At 32.1% G+C, this 16,655-nt stretch carries 13 protein-coding genes; all 13 read left to right on the forward strand.

Annotated features, from left to right (window positions below):
- The first annotated feature begins 3 nt into the window (after positions 1–3).
- Entirely contained in the window at positions 4–1,107 is a 1,104-nt protein-coding gene (locus BT156_RS10990) for a TonB-dependent receptor plug domain-containing protein (protein ID WP_072410044.1), read from the forward strand.
- Positions 1,108–1,196: 89 nt separating this feature from the next.
- Entirely contained in the window at positions 1,197–3,968 is a 2,772-nt protein-coding gene (locus BT156_RS10995) for a TonB-dependent receptor (RefSeq protein WP_072410046.1), read from the forward strand.
- A 60-nt stretch (positions 3,969–4,028) separates the two neighbouring features.
- Entirely contained in the window at positions 4,029–8,501 is a 4,473-nt protein-coding gene (locus BT156_RS11000) for a TonB-dependent receptor plug domain-containing protein (RefSeq protein ID WP_170857297.1), read from the forward strand.
- Positions 8,502–8,842: 341 nt separating this feature from the next.
- Entirely contained in the window at positions 8,843–10,813 is a 1,971-nt protein-coding gene (locus BT156_RS11005; RefSeq protein ID WP_072410049.1) for a vWA domain-containing protein, read from the forward strand.
- 116 nt (positions 10,814–10,929) lie between these two features.
- Entirely contained in the window at positions 10,930–11,433 is a 504-nt protein-coding gene (locus BT156_RS11010; RefSeq protein WP_072410050.1) for a GbsR/MarR family transcriptional regulator, read from the forward strand.
- Positions 11,434–11,503: 70 nt separating this feature from the next.
- Positions 11,504–11,848, forward strand: coding sequence for a hypothetical protein (locus BT156_RS11015; protein ID WP_072410052.1), 345 nt, complete (start codon positions 11,504–11,506; stop codon positions 11,846–11,848).
- Between the two features lie 7 nt (positions 11,849–11,855).
- Positions 11,856–12,257, forward strand: coding sequence for a hypothetical protein (locus BT156_RS11020; RefSeq protein WP_072410054.1), 402 nt, complete (start codon positions 11,856–11,858; stop codon positions 12,255–12,257).
- Positions 12,258–12,335: 78 nt separating this feature from the next.
- Entirely contained in the window at positions 12,336–12,752 is a 417-nt protein-coding gene (locus BT156_RS11025) for a hypothetical protein (RefSeq protein WP_072410056.1), read from the forward strand.
- 11 nt (positions 12,753–12,763) lie between these two features.
- A complete protein-coding gene (locus BT156_RS11030) occupies positions 12,764–13,141 on the forward strand; it encodes a hypothetical protein (RefSeq protein WP_072410058.1) in 378 nt (125 codons plus the stop codon).
- Positions 13,138–13,962 (forward strand): DCC1-like thiol-disulfide oxidoreductase family protein, encoded by an 825-nt coding sequence (locus BT156_RS11035; protein ID WP_072410061.1) that lies wholly within the window; start codon positions 13,138–13,140, stop codon positions 13,960–13,962. Before BT156_RS11030 ends, BT156_RS11035 begins: the two co-directional genes overlap by 4 nt.
- On the forward strand, positions 13,963–14,421 hold the full coding sequence (locus tag BT156_RS11040) for an SRPBCC family protein (protein ID WP_072410063.1): 459 nt from the start codon (positions 13,963–13,965) through the stop codon (positions 14,419–14,421).
- A 109-nt stretch (positions 14,422–14,530) separates the two neighbouring features.
- Positions 14,531–15,235, forward strand: coding sequence for a YqjF family protein (locus tag BT156_RS11045; protein ID WP_072410065.1), 705 nt, complete (start codon positions 14,531–14,533; stop codon positions 15,233–15,235).
- Between the two features lie 106 nt (positions 15,236–15,341).
- Positions 15,342–16,235: a TIGR01777 family oxidoreductase gene (locus BT156_RS11050; RefSeq protein ID WP_072410067.1), complete on the forward strand. Its 894-nt coding sequence runs from the start codon at positions 15,342–15,344 to the stop codon at positions 16,233–16,235.
- Positions 16,236–16,655: the final 420 nt, after the last annotated feature.

Here is a 16,655-nt window from a genome sequence, read left to right on the forward strand (position 1 = left end):
ACAATGGAAAATAATCACGATATCGATAAAAAATTCAATGAGGCTTCTAAAGATATAGATGAACCTGCGACTTTTCCGGGTTTTGATAAAGTTTGGGCCAAAGTTGAAGAGAAATTAGATAAAAAAGAGGAGAAAAAAAGAATTCTCCCAATCTGGCTTCCTTACGGAATTGCGGCGAGTTTAATGATCGGCGTTGGAGGATTTTATTTTTTGAATAAAAAAGTAAACATCACCGAGTCTGAAAAACCTGTTATTGCACACCATAAAGTAATTCAAAAAAATATAACTGCTCCATCTGGAAAAATTCAGAAAATAGACGAGCTAGTAAAATCAAATATTGAGAAGGAAATCTCAGTGCCCAATCCTGTCGTTAAGCTTGAGGATTATGCTGTTAATTCAGTTTATATTCCTTCCCCTCCTCCGGTTTTTGATGCTGCACCGCAAAGTATCTCAGTGCCTCCATCTATCGCGCCTTATAAAATAGAGGATACTTTACAACAAAAGAATATTGAAGAAGTTGTGGTTACAGCTTTTGGAATTAAAAGAGCAAAAAAGGATATTGCTTACGCTTCACAATCAGTTTCTTCTGTTGAAGTTGTAAGTAAGTCTAATAAATCAGCACTGCATTCTTTACTGGAAGCATCCGATGCCGAGTCTATTACACCTGATAACGGGGTTGATCCTGAGGTTATAGGTTATAATAAATCGAATGTAAAACGAAATATTGCGTCAGTTCAAAAATTAGGAGAAAAAGTAGGAAATAAATATTTCACAAACTCATTGCAAGGATCGGTTTCCGGGCTTACAATCAATATGGGTTCAGGAAAAATCGATTCCAATAATGCGATTGTTATTCGTGGGGTGAGTTCTGTTAAAGAAGATGCAAATCCTTTGTATATTATCAATGGAGATGTTTCTGATGTAGCAAAATTCAAGAGCTTAAATCCAGATTCTATTGACACTATGACCGTTTTGAAAGGTGAAAAAGCAACTTCTATTTATGGAAGTAAGGCGGTAAACGGAGTTATTGTGGTAGAAACTAAGGATACTTCAAAGACTAAAAATCTAATTGAAAAAAAATATTTAGAAAAGAAGGAAAAACCTTAGTTCACTCACAGATCTTTTAACATTTTAAATACAATGAGTTTGAGGGAAAATTTCCTTTGAAAGTGCCATTTATTAATATAATTTGAAATATGAGAAAATTTTATTTATTATTACTTCTTCTTGTTTTTAAAATTATTTCAGCGCAGAATTCGCAACTTTATTATTCCGGAATATTTTTAAATCATAAAGAAAAACCACAGAATTTTTTAAAGGTTTTAAATAAAAGCAGCGGTATTTACGAACTGACTGATGAGAAAGGCTTTGCCATCATCGCTGCAAAAGCATACGATACTTTAGTTTGGAATAACGGCAAAAACACGCTTATTGTCTATGGTCCAAATGAACTTAAATTTATTTTAGAAAATAAAATTGATAAAAAAAGAGTAGAGAATGTGCGAAGCAGAGCTTATGACAGTCTGATTTCTAAAAATACGAAGGATAAATTTAGTATTGAAAATTCTCCTCAAAAGTTGACGGTTAAATCAGATAAGAATTTTAATTCAGTCAGAAAATTAAAAGAGATTGCTCAAGATACTTTTAAACTTAAAAGACAAACGACAACATATCTGAATTTTAACGGAAGTTTCACCACTTCTTTTGACATTAAAAGAAGAAATTCTATTCCTCAAACTCAAAGAAAATATGTTCAGGGACGTTCGGACAACGGAAATTTGGTTTGGCAAGGTCCTGAAACCAATGAACTTTTCAGTTTCGGACCGGATATTTCGACTTTAGGATTTGATAAGCAGCCATATCAATATGACCAAAATGGAAGATTGATTCCTTTAGCTAACGGAGTTTCATCAGCAAAAGCTTATAATAATGATCTTTTTAAAACCACTGTAGGTTACAACAATCAATTAAGATTAAATGCATTCATTGGTGATAATGGCTATAGTTATAATAATAGTGATAAATTCCGGCTGTCATTAGATTTGGGACAGCAAAAAGATCAGATGTATTTTATTGATCAGTATACTATTATAAATTCTTTTAAAACGAAATTAAGTACGAAAATTTTAAAATACAGCGTAAATTTTACCTTTAATTATGAAGAAAATAAAGCCACAAACTCCAATAGAATTGGACTTCTCAACAGAGTTTATCAGAATTCTTTATTAACGCCGATTTCTTTTTCAAATGATCAGAGTTTATATTTAGCAAACGGTTTACAAAGGAGTTACAGCCAGTTTGCGGATAATCCACAGTTTTTACTTGATCAGGAAAATAAATACAATTATCGGGATAACAGAAGACAACTTAGTTTTGATTTGGTGAGAAATTGGGGGAGTTTCAGGTTAAATATCAGCCAATCTTATGAAAATGATTACTTCTGGAATTCAGATAGTTATCAACCTTCAACATACGGATTTGCTAATGGTTTTTTTAATGTAAGAACTCAGAACAATAAATTATATAATTCTAATATTTTAGGGACTTATTCTTTTGGAATCTATGATTTTAGAAGTGAAGTGGGTTTTAATCATATTTTAAATGATAGAGAATCAGATATTTACAATGATTCAAATAATAGAAATTATTTATATCAAAGAACGTCACAAGACTATATTTTTAATTACAAGCTTGATTATGATGATTATGATTTCAAGGTAGGAGCTAATATTGGAAATGCATTCTATATCTCAAATACCTCCAAAGACAATAATTATTGGCTTCCAAAAGCTGGAGCTTACATCAGATTTACAGATATTTTTAATTGGAATATGGATTTTAAAATGCTTGGAACATATACACAATTGAGCTCTGAGCCGGAGATTACGAGATCTTATGCTTCTTACGGAACGATTTTATTCAATGCTCAAGATTCGTATCAATATTTCCCGATCAATGAAGTGGAAACCTTTGAAAATTTATCAAATATCAATAGTAAAGAATGGAAAGCCGGCTTTACATTGACCAGACGAAATCTGAATGTAGAGGCTGAATATTTTAATAGAAGCATCTCAGACGATATTTTTCCTGTATTTAAAAATAATCAGTTGATGTTAAAAAACCTTGCAGATCATACGTACAGCGGGTACGAAGTGAACTTTTCTTATGATAATATTTATCTGGGAAGAGATTTTAGAATGACTCATAAAGCATCATTTTTTAAGTATAAAGATATAGTTGACAGGGTAAATACTGGCTACAATAATCTTGCACTTTCGGGTTTCAGTGATATTTATAAAACGTTAACAGAAGGTCAGGTTTTAGGTACGGTAATGGGGAGTTATTTTGAAAGAAATTCTAATGGACAATTAATTATCGACGATTTTGGTTATCCTAAAAAAGCCGCCGGTATGAAAATTATTGCAGATCCTACGCCGGATTTTGTATTAAAATTCAATCACAGTTTTAATTACAAAATGTTTTCTCTTGATATCAATTGGGAATGGAAAAAAGGCGGACAAATTTGGAACGGAACTCAGGCTGTTTTGGATTATTACGGACGTTCTCAAATTTCTGTTGATGAAAGAAATATCAAAAATTATGTTTTTCAAGGTGTAAATTCCATTGGAAATGGCAATCAGATTCCCGTTGACTTTTATGATCCGAATCAAAATGTTTCAGAAAACCGATGGACGAGATATGGCTATTTGGGTGTTGCAGAAGATTATGTTCAAGAATCTGATTATGTGAGAATTAATAATATTTCGTTAACCACAAAATTTGATGTCGGGAAATTTAAAAGGAGTTTGGGCGTAACATTTTATGTGAATAATATTTTGCTCTGGCAGGCCAATAAAGGAGCAGATCCTAATCAGAATTTTTATGATTTTGATAACGGAAGAGGGCTCGATTTCTTCAATTTACCTTCTTATAAGACTTTTGGATGTATGGTTTCATTTCAATTTTAATTTATGAATTTCAAGTTTACAATATACGTTGTTTTGATTTTTTTGATTTCAAATTTTAGTTTGAAAGCGCAAAATCAGTTTAAAGATTTCGAGAAAGAAAAAACTTACATACAAACCAATCATGTTTTTTATAAACCTGGTGAGGAAATGTACTTTAAAATTTATATCGTAAAAGCTGAAAATAATCTTCCTGCTGAGCAAAGTAAGATTGTGAATTTTGAGCTGATAGATCCAAGCGGAACTGTCATTAAAAAAGACAAATACGAAATTACAAACGGCTATGCAGAAGGATATTTCTTTTTTAGAGATGAGATGAAAGGCGGAATTTACAAAATCCGTGCTTTCACGAATTGGATGCAGAATGAAGAAGGTAAAAACGCATTTGAAAAAGAGATCACTTTACAAAAAATTGTTTCCCCAAGAATTTTGATGAAACTTGATTTTCCTAAAAAAGGATACGGGGCAGGGGATGAAGTGTTGGCTGATTTTTCGATGAGAAGTCTGAGCAATTTGCCGATTCCTTTTTATGAAGCGGATTTTACGGTGATGTACAGCGGAGAAACTATTTCAGAAGGAAAATTAATCACAGATAAGGAAGGAAAGAAACAGTTGAAATTTAATCTTCCTGCAGTTTTAAAATCTTCCGATGCTTTATTGAATATCAAAGTGAATTTTGATGGATTTACAGAGTCCATTTCCAGAAATATTCCGATTGTTCTGAATAATCTTGATGTGAAATTTATGCCTGAAGGCGGAACTTTCATTAATGGAATCGAACAAAATATAGCTTTCAAAATTTTAGATGAATTTGAAAAACCTGTTGATGCCGTTTTAGCGATTTTTAATCAAAATAATCAAAAAGTTGCAGAAGTTTCAGCTTACAATTTCGGAATGGGCAATTTTCTTTTTACACCTAAAAAAGGTGAAAATTATTATGCTAAAGTTGTAAAACCGGAAAATATCAATCAGGTTTATCAGCTTCCGATGGCTAAAGATGAAGGTGTTGTTTTTAATGTAAATAAAGAAAATGGAAACATTAGTTTTAAAATTATTTCAACTGATGAAAAGAATGTTGTTGTAAAAGGAAGTTTCCGTGAAAAAGATGTTTACAGCCAATCAATTTCATTAAAAAAGGGATTGAGTGAGTTTCAAATTTCAGAAAGCGAGCTTCCGATAGGAATTTGCAGATTTACTGTTCTTGAAGGAGAAATTCCTCATGCAGAACGTATTATTTTCGCCAATGAAAACAAGCAGATGAATGTGAAAATAACGCCTGTCAAGAAAAATTATCTTCCAAGAGAGAAAGTGATTGTAAATGTTGAAACGACTGACGAAAATAATCAACCAATCCCCGCCAATCTCGCAATAAGCGTGGTTGATGACAAGCTTTGGACATACGCAGACGATAAACAAAATCATATCATTTCCTGGCTTTTGATGGATTCTGAATTAAGAGGAAAAATTGAAAAACCACAGTTTTATTTTGATAAAAAAGAAGAAAAAGCAAAAAGAAGTTTGGATCTGGTAATGCTTACGAACGGATACAGATATTTTGAACTTGTTCCGGAAATCATTAAAAATCAAAAATATAAATATCTTCCTGAAAAGAAAAATCCGATCTATGGAGTTGTAGAAGATGAAAATAAAAACCCTGTAAAAGCTGAGGTGTATTTGGTCAATGGTTCATTAATCAAAAAACAGGTCACTTCAGATGACGGAACATTCTATTTTTCAGATCTGAATGGTGAGGATTACTATAAATTAATTGCAAAATCTTTTCAGCCAAAACAGGAAGTGAAGATCAGAGTTTTGTCCTATAAATTAGCTGTAAATCCACTTGCCAAAAAATCTTTGAACAATGTAAATGTAGAAGAAGTGGTGAAAGAAGCCGTAAAAGATGCGGATACAAAATTAACAAAAGAAGAAAAAAATAAAAATCGTACTGAAAGCCGTATCAATACTTCCAAATTGAGACGTTTAAGTGATACCATAAAATCACAAAATATAGAGGAAGTTGTTGTTTTGGGATATTCTCGTATGTCTGTAAAAGCGAAATCAACCGCAGCCACGGCAACAGTAGAAAAAAGTGATTTTCAAAACCCTAATATGGCTTCAGTTTTGAGCGGTAAGGTCGCGGGGCTTATTATAAATACTACAAATGGTCTACCTGGAAGTCCGATTAATGTACAAATAAGAGGATCTGCCTCGATTTCTAATAAAACTCCTTTGTTTGTTGTGGATGGTGTTCCTGTAGACAACTTTAAAACAACGATTAATCCTAATGATATCAATAGTATAACGGTTCTTAAAGATGCCGCTGCAACCTCTATTTACGGAAGCAGAGCAGCGAATGGAGTAATAATTATTAGTTCTTTGAAAAACAGCAGATCTCAGTTCAAAATTGATATTACTCCAAAATCGTATTACGCTGTGATGGCTATTCCTGATGATAGTTTGGTGACTTATTCTTATGGGAGAAGTTTTTATTATCCTGTTTATGAGACTACAAATACTTCGTATCGACACGATTACAGAGAAAGTATTTATTGGAATCCGGTCGTGGAAACTGATAAAAAAGGAAAAGCTCAGGTTGAATTTTATAATTCTGATGCCAATACGGCTTTCAGGATTATGACGGAAGGAATTTCGTCTTCAGGATTAATCGGAAGGGAAGAAACGACCTATGCCGCACAAAGTCTGATCACAATTGATGCTAAAATTCCGCAATATTTAACGAGAACGGATCAAATGACCATTCCTGTTGTGATTAAAAATAATTCGCACAAAACCAGAAAAATGACAATGGACGTAATTGTTCCGAATCGGGTGAAACTGATGAAATCTGACAGTATTCTTACGTTGAAACCTCTGGAATCAGGAAGATTATTTGTGAAAATACAGACAGATGAAGTTATTAATTCTAATATTCAGTTTAGCATAAAATCAGGTGATTTCAGGGAGACGATGATTCTTCCTTTTGGTGTTGAAGAAAAAGGTTTTCCGCATTATTATTCCATCATTAATAATAAAACCGAGGATATAAAAATCGATATTCCAGAGTATATCAACAGAAGTTTCTTCTCATCATATTATGTTTACGAAAATACAGCATTACAGATGTTTGAAGATATAGAAAGACTTAAAAGAGAACCTCACGGATGTTTTGAACAGTTGTCGTCAACGGTTTATCCCAATATTTTTATTCTGGATTATTTAAAATCTGTCAAAAAAATTACGCCTGAAACAGAAAGTCTTGTCATTAAAAATATGAAAAAAGGGTATCAGAAAATGTTGAGTTATAAAAACAGGGATGGCGGTTTCGGATACTTCAATTCTGCGGAATCTGATGTGGCAATTTCTGCTTTTGCTTTGCTGGAATTTAGAGATTTAAAAAAGTATGTGGATATTGATTCAAAATTAATTCAAAACCTTACGAATTTCATTTTATCCAAGAAAAATCAAAACGGAATTTTTGAAGTAAGGAAAAGTTATGAAATCAATCACCCTTATTCTGAATTTGCTTGGTCGAGAAATATGTATGTTTTATACGCTCTGTCTAAACTCGGTTTTAAAAATGAATTGGAAGATTCATATAAAATTAATCTGAATAAAGCTTTAGCAACAAAAGATTCTTATCAGCTGGCGTTAATGGCTAATGTATCTGCAAATCTTGGGAAAAATGAAGAATATGATACATTGATGAATCTTCTGAATAAACAATACGAAGATAAAAATGTAAAAACAAGGACGACATTCACAGGTTCGGGTGGAAGATCTGCCAGTGCGGAGACTTTGTCTTTATATGTTATGGCTTTGCAAAAAGATGAAAAATTAAATCAATTAAAAATCGCAGAAGTTGCCGATGAATTGATCAATTACAACGGTTATTATGGTTTCGGTTCTACTCAGGCAACAACGTTGGCATTGGAAGCTTTGTCTCAGTTTTTTGCTAAAAATGAAAAATTATTCGGCAATGAAAGACCTAAAATAAAGGTCAACGGAGCGGAAGTTAACGTCAATAATTCGTTAGGATCTGCCTTTAAAACAGGAGAAAATATAATCAGTGTAAATTATCCGACTCAAAAAGGTCTTCCTTATAAATTGGAGTATCAATATTTCACGTTGCAGGCTCCGAAAAGTGCTGATATTCCTTTAACAATGGAAACAAAATTAAAATCTGAAATTTCAAAAGTAGGAGAGACCAACAGAATGACGATTTCAATTAAAAATAAAATTAATGGTCAATTGCCGATGACGACAGCCAAAATCGGTATTCCTGCCGGATTAACTTTGCAAAATGCTTTGCTTAAAGATCTGATTGATAAAAAACAGATCGCTTATTATGAGATTTTTGATAATTATCTGGTTCTGTATTGGGAACATTTTGACGCCAATGAAACGAAAGTTATCAATCTGGATTTAAAGGTAGAATTTGCTGGAGAATACACAGGAAAAGCCAGCAACATTTACCTTTATTATATGCCTGAATCTAAGTTCTGGAATGAAGGAATCAAAGCTGAAATTGAACCTTAATTGGATAAAAAATAAAATAAACTGAAACCGTTTTTAATTTCTGCATCTATTATATAACAAACCATTTTAAACTAATTAAAAATTTAACCGCAAAAGATACAAAAGCCATGATTGAATGATTTAAAATTTAACTATTTTTTAAAACAAAAGCTCTCAAAAGAATAAAAATCAAAGATTTTTAAAACTAATGTGATCTTATTTGCGGTCTATTAGTTAACTTAAAATATTAATGTGCTAATCTTTTGTTGCTAAAATAAAAAGAATGAACAAGTTCAAAGCTTGATTATCAGGTTTAATTATAATCGTCAAATTTATTTATATTTAATAACGAAAAAATGATAATGAAAAAAATAAGTATATCAATATTGGCTTTGGCTTTATTAGGAAGTTGTAAGACCAAAACTGTTTCCGAATCTACAAAAGAATCAAAACCTTTAAGTGTAAAAAAAGATAAAGATCAGGACGGAATTCCCAATAAATTAGATCAATGTCCGGAAATCGCCGGGCCTGTGGAAAACAACGGCTGCCCCTGGCCGGAGACGGACGGTGATGGTGTTATCGACAAAGACGATGCCTGCCCAACAGTTGCAGGACCTGCAGAAAATAATGGTTGTCCTTGGCCGGATACTGATGGAGACGGAATTTTAGATAAAGACGATGCCTGCCCGACCGTTCCCGGAATGCCTGAGTATAATGGTTGCCCGAAACCTAAGTCGCTGGTCGCTATGGAAGTTTCGTCTTCATTAGAAAGTGTTGCAATAGTCGGTTCACAGAAAAGGCAAAAGCGTAATGTTCCTTCAAAACCTGTAAAACAGGCTAAAACTGCAACTGATAATAAAGTTTACAATAAAAAAATTACGACAACAGCTTCAAAAAAAGGGGTGAAACAAATCAGTAATACTGATGAAGAATACAATTCTTTGGTTGAGAATCCTTTTGAATCAACCAAAAATCAGCCTGTTTCTACGTTTTCTATTGATGTGGATAATGCTTCTTATTCCAATATCCGTAGAATGATCAATTACGGAAGTATTGTTGATAAAGATGCGGTGAGAATAGAGGAAATGATTAATTATTTTAAATATGATTATTCTCAACCGGAAAATAAGCAACCTTTCGGAATCAATACAGAATACAGCGATTCTCCTTGGAATCCTAATCATAAACTGGTGAAAATTGGACTTCAGGGAAAAAATATAGCGATGGAAAACCTTCCGAATTCAAATATTATTTTTCTGATCGATGTTTCAGGCTCTATGGACGAGAGTAATAAACTTCCTCTGTTAAAGTCTTCTTTTAAAGTTTTGTTGGATCAGCTTAAACCACAGGATAAAGTCGGAATTGTTGTGTATGCCGGAAATGCAGGGACAGTGTTGGAACCGACTTCGGCAGCCGAGAAAGAAACGATCATCAAAGCTTTGGATAAACTTCAGGCGGGCGGAAGCACAGCCGGAGGAGAAGGAATTGAATTGGCTTACAAATTGGCTCAGGAAAATTTTATTAAAGGTGGAAATAATCGTGTAGTTTTGGCTACAGACGGGGATTTCAACGTTGGAGTTTCTTCTGAAAAAGGTCTTGAAACTTTAATTGAAGAAAAAAGAAAAACAGGAATCTTCCTTACCTGCCTTGGCTACGGAATGGGCAATTACAAAGACAACAGACTGGAAACTTTAGCCGATAAAGGAAACGGAAATTACGCTTATATTGATAATTTACAGGCAGCCAACAAGTTCTTGGGAAGAGAATTTGCGGGAAGTATGTACACCATTGCTAAAGATGTGAAAATTCAGATCGAATTTAATCCGAAATTTGTAAAATCATATAGATTGATTGGTTATGAAAACAGAAAATTGAGAAACGAAGATTTTACAAACGATAAAATTGATGCAGGAGAATTGGGAAGTGGGCATACGGTAACTGCTTTGTATGAAGTGATTCCTACAGGTGTAAGTTCTGCATATGCTCCAAAAGAAAGTAAGTTAAAATATTCTTCAACTTCAGCTACAGAAAATTTTGGAGATGAATTGGCGACGATCAAGTTCCGTTATAAAAAGCCCGATGGAGATAAAAGTACAGAAATCACAAAAGTAGTTAAGGATTCTGATGAGTCTATTTCACAATCGAGTCCGGATTTCAAGTTTGCAGCTTCTGTTGCTTGGTTCGGATTGGTTTTAAGAGATTCTAAATTAATCAGAGAAAAAGATCTCAATGCAATTGAAGATTTAGCCAAAGAAGGGAAAAATAAAGATGAGGAAGGCTATAGATCAGAATTTATAAGATTAGTCGAAAGCTATAAATCAATCAAAAAATAAAGCTAAAACAGGCATTCAAAATGGATGTCTGTTTTATTTTACAATAAAGTTTCAAATATTATTGAAAGTTCGAAAATTATTATTACATTTGTAACAGAAATTAAAAGTAAAACAAAATGCAACTTTCAGAAGCTAAAGAAAAATATATTCAGACTTGGGGAACATTCGCTACGAATTGGGGAATCAACCGTACGATGGCGCAGGTTCATGCTTTACTTTTAGCAAGTGGTAAAGCACTGTCTACCGATGAGGTGATGGAACAACTTGAAATTTCAAGAGGAAATGCCAATATGAATCTTCGCGCTTTGATGGATTGGGGAATTGTAAAAAAAGAATTCGTAAAAGGGGAGAGAAAAGAATATTTTTTAGCTGAAAAAGATGTTTGGTATCTATTCAAACAGATTACAAAAGAACGCAGAAAAAGAGAGATCGAACCTGTAATTTCCTTTTTAGAAGAGCTTAAAAATATTGAAGACAAAGATTCTGAGGGAGCCAAAGAATTTATCAAATTAATGGATGATTTTAGCTCTGTAACAGGGAAAATCAACAATATTATGGATCTCGCGATCAAAAGTGATGATCACTGGCTGGTCGGGAAGATTACCAACTTATTAAAATAGAAAGGACTTTAAAATCCTTTTTTATTTCAAATAAACTTTCAAAAATTATTGAAACTATAATATTTATAAAATGTTCAGTATAATTTCATATGTGCTTTTTCTTTCTATCAGTTCGTACATCACGATCGATGTGGGCAGAAGATGCTTTAATTCGGGGAAAGTGTATTTGGAATATCTGATCAAAGACAAACACTTTTGTTTAACGGTCAACAGAATACTTTTAGGGAGTTATTATTTGGTCAATCTCGGCTATATCGCTATCAGCTTGAGTTATTGGGGGAAAATAACAAGTATGGAAGAAGTTTTGGCAACCGTTTTTAGCCGTATCGGATACATTATTTTGATTCTTTGTTTTTTACATTTTACGAATATTCTTATGCTTTACATTTTAAGAAAAAAATTAACAATAAAATAAAATTATCATGACTGCAACTATCCTTACCCAAACGTACAACTTTTCAGCGTACATGATCTACTTACCAATTGTAATCGCGCTTACAGTTTTGGTTTCTCAATTTCTGTTTAAAAATTCAAAGACTTTTATGATTGATATTTTTCACCAGAAAGAAGATATTGCAATGGCAACAAATTCCCTCTTTAAAATTGGTTTTTACCTTTTAAATATTGGTTTTGCCCTTTGTATCATCGAGTTTTTTCAAATAGAAACTGTTGAAAGGTTGGTTGTTGCTTTAAGTAAAAAGATCGGCGGATTCTCAATTTACTTAGGAGTGATGATGCTTTTAAACTTGCTATTATTCTTAAAAGGAAGAAAACACGCGATGAACAAAGAAAAACAAATTCAAAATGAAAACATTGATCTTTAAAATTTGGATGTATTTCACTTTCAAATTTCAGAATAAACGAACACGAGGTGATTTTTTAAACCTTTAAAATTCATAGCCATGAAAACTATTTTAACATACGATTCAAAAATCCAGCAAGGAGTCATCTTATTATTTGTATTGACACTTTTGATTGCCGTATTGTCAGAGAAAGAATTTCTTGCTTTTGCAATAATTATTGAATTTTTTCTTATTGCAATTGTACAGTATACTTTGAATATTATTAAGTTTTTCAATAAAAACTATGTAAGAACAGATTCTAGAAAGGTGTATATGTTTCTTTCAACATACGTAGTTATAGGCTTTTTTACCTGGATATTTGCCTGTGTTTTTTATATAAAAGGTTTAAAAGATATTTTTGAAATATTGGTTTTCACCTGGCTCATTCTTTCTCCTGTTCTTATTTTACAATCCTTATGTATTAGTTTTTTTGATGCTAAAAATAAGGAAGTCATCAGTGAAAATATAAACAATTAAAGCTTATAACCATGAAAACTTTCATTAAAAATGATTTCTACATTCAGGTTTATTTTCTTGTCGGGGGATTGGTTTCAATATTTGTAGGAATAGCAGTTGGTTGGGGAATCATGCCATTTTACTTTGTTGTAGGAATTCCTCAATTAATTAGTTTTTTACTCAAAATTTTTAAAAAGAGAAAAAAGACTATAAGCTACATCATTTATGGACTTTTTATAATGCCTGTCTGGATTTCACTCTTAATAATGTTGATGTTTAAGAATAATCATGAAGTCACCAATTTTTTTGGAACTATTTTAATTGCATCTCTTTTATACAGTCCTTTCTTAGCTATTCTATATGTCTACGACAGCTACAAAATCTATAAATCTCAAAAACAAACACGATGAAAACACTACAAAACCACACCCTGATTTACGACAATGAATGCCCAATGTGCAACATCTATTCAAAAGGTTTTACAAAATGTGGAATGCTTGATGAAAACGGAAGAGAGGCCTTTACAGAATTGTCATTGAAGAATAAAAATTTAATAGATTTTAAACGTGCAAAAAACGAAATAGCTTTAGTCGATCACAACAAAAACGAAGTCGTTTACGGATTAGACAGTTTATTATTAATCATTGGAAATTCCTTTCCGGTATTAGAAAAAATTGCCAGAATAAAGCCTCTGTATTGGTTTTTCAAAAAACTGTATTCTTTTGTTTCTTACAATCGAAAACAGATTATTCCATCAAAAAAAGATGATTCAGACCAGTCTTGTATTCCGGATTTTAACTTAAAATATAGAATTGCATACATTACATTCGTCATATTTTTCTCAGCTTATATTTTGAGTTTGTTTACAGCAAAATTAGGATTGAATTTAGAACATCATTTTTTGAGAGAATTTATAGTTTGTCTCGGTCAAATTGCTTGGCAAACCGTATTTTTAAAAGCTTATTTAAAAGAAAAATTATGGAATTATCTTGGTAATATGATGACCGTTTCTATGATTGGAACGCTACTTTTAATCCCGATTTTATTCATCAGCTTAAATCCAACTTTTAACGTTATTTACTTCGGAATTGTAGTTTCCATAATGTTTCTGGAACATTTGAGAAGATGTAAAATTTTAAAATTAAATTATCTTCCGACAATTTCCTGGATGATTTTCAGAATGACTGTTTTGGTAATTTTAATTTGGATTAACTTTTTAAGATTTAAATAAATGTCAGCAATATATTTAAAAACAATTATCCAAGCCGATATTCACATCGTTTTCGACTTAGCAAGAGACATTGATTTACATCAAAAATCAACTTTTAAAACGGGCGAAAAAGCGATTGCTGGTAGAATTTCAGGATTAATTGAAGAAGGCGAAACGGTGACGTGGCGGGCAAAACATTTAGGTATTTATCAAACCCACACTTCAAAGATTGTTAGTATGGAAAAACCTTATCAATTCACGGATATCATGTTAAAAGGAACATTTAAATCCTTGAAACATCAGCATATTTTTAACCAAGATGGCAGAAACACAATAATGACAGATATTTTCGAATTTGAATCTCCATTGGGAATTATCGGAAAATTTTTCAACCATTTCTTCCTTAAAAATTATCTCACCAATTTCTTATTAGAACGAAATAAATTAATAAAAGTCACGGCAGAAAATAATTTTAATTAACATCAAATGAAACAGATAGTATTCGCAATGTCATGCTGAGCCCGTCGAAGCATCTGAACCATAAATTAACAACTATCAACCAACAAACCAACAACTAAAAAACATCACAATGAACTTTCTAAAAGCCGAATGGCGAAAACTAGCAATAATAAACTACGAAATCAATCCCGAAATTCTATTAAAATACCTTCCCGAAGGTACAGAAATGGATTTCTACAAAGGAAAATGTTACGTAAGTTTGGTTGGTTTCATGTTTCTAAACACGAAATTATTAGGACTTCCAATTCCTTTTCACAGAAATTTTGAAGAAGTCAATTTGAGATTTTATGTAAAGAAAAAAGAAGGAAATGAATGGAAAAGAGGGGTAGTTTTCATCAAAGAAATCGTTCCCAAACCTGCTTTGAGCTTTGTGGCAAATTCAATTTATAAGGAAAATTACAAAACAATGCCGATGAAAAATTTTATTAATGAAAAAGACGGAGAACTATTAATAAAATATTCTTGGAAAGATAAAAATTGGTATTCTATAGAAATCACAGCCGAAAACGAGCAGTTATTAATGGAAGATAATTCAGAATTTGAATTTATTAGCGAACATTATTTTGGCTTTACAAAAAGAGAAAATAAAACCTCAGAATATGAAGTCTGCCATCCAAAATGGAAATATTATCTGGTCAAAAATCATCAGCTCGACATAGATTTCAATAAGATCTACGGAAACGATTTTGGATTTTTAAACGATCAAAAACCAATTTCCGTAATGCTTGCAGAAGGCTCTGAAATACAAGTTAAAACTAAAAAGTATCTAGCTTAAAATATATCCCATAAACAGTTAGTATTCGCACTGTCATGCTGAGCCTGTCGAAGCATTTCAACAAAAAACATTAACTTGAAACCAACAACTATCAACAAAAACCAAAATGAAAATAATCATCGCCGCCGGAACCGGTTTTCTCGGAAAAAATCTTGAAAAATATTTTACAGAAAAAGGAAATGAAGTTTATATTTTAACTCGAAATCCGAAACGTAAAAACGAAATTCATTGGGATGCCAAAACTTTAGGCGAATGGAAAAATTGGGTTGAAAATTCCGATGTTGTAATCAATCTCACAGGAAAATCTGTCGATTGTCGATATACCGAAAAAAACAAAAAGGAAATTTATTCTTCAAGAATCGACAGTACAAAAGTGCTTCAACAAGCTGTTGATCAATGTGTCAATAAACCTAAAGTTTGGCTGAATGCAAGTTCAGCAACCATTTACACTCACTCAGAGACACAATTAAATACAGAAGAAACCGGAATCATCGGTGATGATTTTTCAATGAATATCTGCAAAAGCTGGGAAAAAGAATTTTTTACTATTAAAAATGAAAATGTAAGAAAAGTTGCTTTACGAACTTCAATTGTTTTAGGCAGTAATGGAGGTGCTTTTCCAAAGCTAAAATTAATAACAAAATTAGGGCTGGGCGGAAAACAGGGAAAAGGAAATCAAAATGTAAGCTGGATTCATATTGATGATTTTTGCAAAGCGGTTGAACATATCATTGATAACGAAAATATGTCCGGCGTAATTAATGTAACTGCTCCAAAGCCTTTATCCAATGAACAATTCATGAAAAAATTAAGAACAGAAATGAAGATTCCATTTGGATTAAATGCTCCTGTTTGGCAGTTGGAGATCGCGTCAGTTTTTTTACAAACCGAAACAGAATTATTATTAAAAAGCAGAAATGTCTATCCCGATAAATTAATGAAAAGTAGTTTTGAATTTTCTTATCCAGAAGTGGACTCTGCATTTAAAAATTTAATTTAAATATGATAAGCCTGTTTTTGAGAATATTTTAAGTTTTAAAAATAATTTTAACCCAAAAATCTTTGAAAGTTTTAGGATTATCAAATAAAATTGAGTGGAAAAAATCGAAAAATTCAACCGTAATTTAAATAACACAATAATGAAATTTAGATTAAAGTTAATAGGAATTTGTTATTGAATTCTATATTCATTTCGAACTAAAAATCTTTATATAAAGATCCAAAATAGCCTGTAGAAAGTAGAATTCAGGATTTATTGGAATGGATGACTCCCGATTCTGGCAGTATTTTAAGATTCTCGGAGATATGGACAATGTTCCAAAAAGTCAATCGGTTTGTCGGTAACCTTCAATCCGGAGCTGATGAATGAAGGTTCAACAGCGATTGCATAAAAACTTTAGTCTTCCGGAAAAATATAATG

Source organism: Chryseobacterium limigenitum (assembly GCF_900114875.1).
GTDB classification, from domain to species: Bacteria; Bacteroidota; Bacteroidia; order Flavobacteriales; family Weeksellaceae; genus Chryseobacterium; species Chryseobacterium limigenitum.